Consider the following 1,726-nt stretch of genomic DNA (forward strand, 5'->3'; position numbering starts at 1 on the left):
TTCGCTAGAGATAGCTTAGTGCCTTCGGGAACTCTGAGACAGGTGCTGCATGGCTGTCGTCAGCTCGTGTTGTGAAATGTTGGGTTAAGTCCCGCAACGAGCGCAACCCTTATCCTTTGTTGCCAGCACGTAATGGTGGGAACTCAAAGGAGACTGCCGGTGATAAACCGGAGGAAGGTGGGGATGACGTCAAGTCATCATGGCCCTTACGAGTAGGGCTACACACGTGCTACAATGGCATATACAAAGAGAAGCAAACTCGCGAGAGCAAGCGGACCTCATAAAGTATGTCGTAGTCCGGATTGGAGTCTGCAACTCGACTCCATGAAGTCGGAATCGCTAGTAATCGTAGATCAGAATGCTACGGTGAATACGTTCCCGGGCCTTGTACACACCGCCCGTCACACCATGGGAGTGGGTTGCAAAAGAAGTAGGTAGCTTAACCTTCGGGAGGGCGCTTACCACTTTGTGATTCATGACTGGGGTGAAGTCGTAACAAGGTAACCGTAGGGGAACCTGCGGTTGGATCACCTCCTTACCTAAAGATACGCATTGTGCAGTGTCCACACAGATTGTCTGATAGAAAGTAACGAGCAGAAATACCTTAATAGGCTTGTAGCTCAGGTGGTTAGAGCGCACCCCTGATAAGGGTGAGGTCGGTGGTTCAAGTCCACTCAGGCCTACCAATTCGTCCTCATGCTGCGTTGTCGTCACACTCGTTTGCACATGCAAACGTCGTATGAACTCCGCCTTGCCTGAGAACAAATTGGCTAACTCATCTTCCTGGTGTGTTAGTGATTAAGGTATCTGTAAGTGACTGTATGGGGCTATAGCTCAGCTGGGAGAGCGCCTGCCTTGCACGCAGGAGGTCAGCGGTTCGATCCCGCTTAGCTCCACCATTACCGTACAGCCCCTAAATAATACTTCAGAGTATATTGGTAACAGTATGCTGCGAAGTATTTTGCTCTTTAACAATCTGGAACAAGCTGAAAATTGAAAGTTTACAGCTGAACATCACTCTCCGTAGAAGTACTGAGTGGTGGATTAGTCTGTAACAGAGTCTCTCAAATAATCGCAGCGCGACGTTGTCTTTTAAGACACCTTCGGGTTGTGAGGTTAAGCGACTAAGCGTACACGGTGGATGCCTAGGCAGTCAGAGGCGATGAAGGGCGTGCTAATCTGCGAAAAGCGTCGGTAAGGTGATATGAACCGTTATAACCGACGATACCCGAATGGGGAAACCCAGTGTGTTTCGACACACTATTGCATGGTGAATACATAGCCATGCAAGGCGAACCGGGGGAACTGAAACATCTAAGTACCCCGAGGAAAAGAAATCAACCGAGATTCCCCCAGTAGCGGCGAGCGAACGGGGAAGAGCCCAGAACCAACATCAGCGTATGTGTTAGTGGAAGCGTCTGGAAAGTCGCACAGTATAGGGTGATAGTCCCGTACACAAAAATGCATGCATTGTGAGTTCGATGAGTAGGGCGGGACACGTGACATCCTGTCTGAATATGGGGGGACCATCCTCCAAGGCTAAATACTCCTGACTGACCGATAGTGAACCAGTACCGTGAGGGAAAGGCGAAAAGAACCCCGGCGAGGGGAGTGAAATAGAACCTGAAACCGTGTACGTACAAGCAGTGGGAGCCTACTTTGTTGGGTGACTGCGTACCTTTTGTATAATGGGTCAGCGACTTATATTTTGTAGCAAGGTTAACCG

Annotated in this window: 2 tRNA genes and 2 rRNA genes; all 4 read left to right on the top strand. The window is 49.7% G+C overall.

From position 1 onward, the window contains the following. Window positions 1-538, top strand: a 16S ribosomal RNA gene (locus J1779_RS00135); the annotation flags it as partial. Window positions 539-609: 71 nt separating this feature from the next. Continuing rightward, window positions 610-686: transfer RNA gene (locus tag J1779_RS00140), tRNA-Ile, on the top strand. A gap of 137 nt (window positions 687-823) precedes the next feature. Then, window positions 824-899, top strand: a tRNA-Ala gene (locus J1779_RS00145). A 215-nt stretch (window positions 900-1,114) separates the two neighbouring features. Beyond that, window positions 1,115-1,726 (top strand): 23S ribosomal RNA (locus tag J1779_RS00150); the annotation flags it as partial.

The organism is Rahnella rivi (assembly GCF_019049655.1).
Taxonomy (GTDB): Bacteria; Pseudomonadota; Gammaproteobacteria; order Enterobacterales; family Enterobacteriaceae; genus Rahnella; species Rahnella rivi.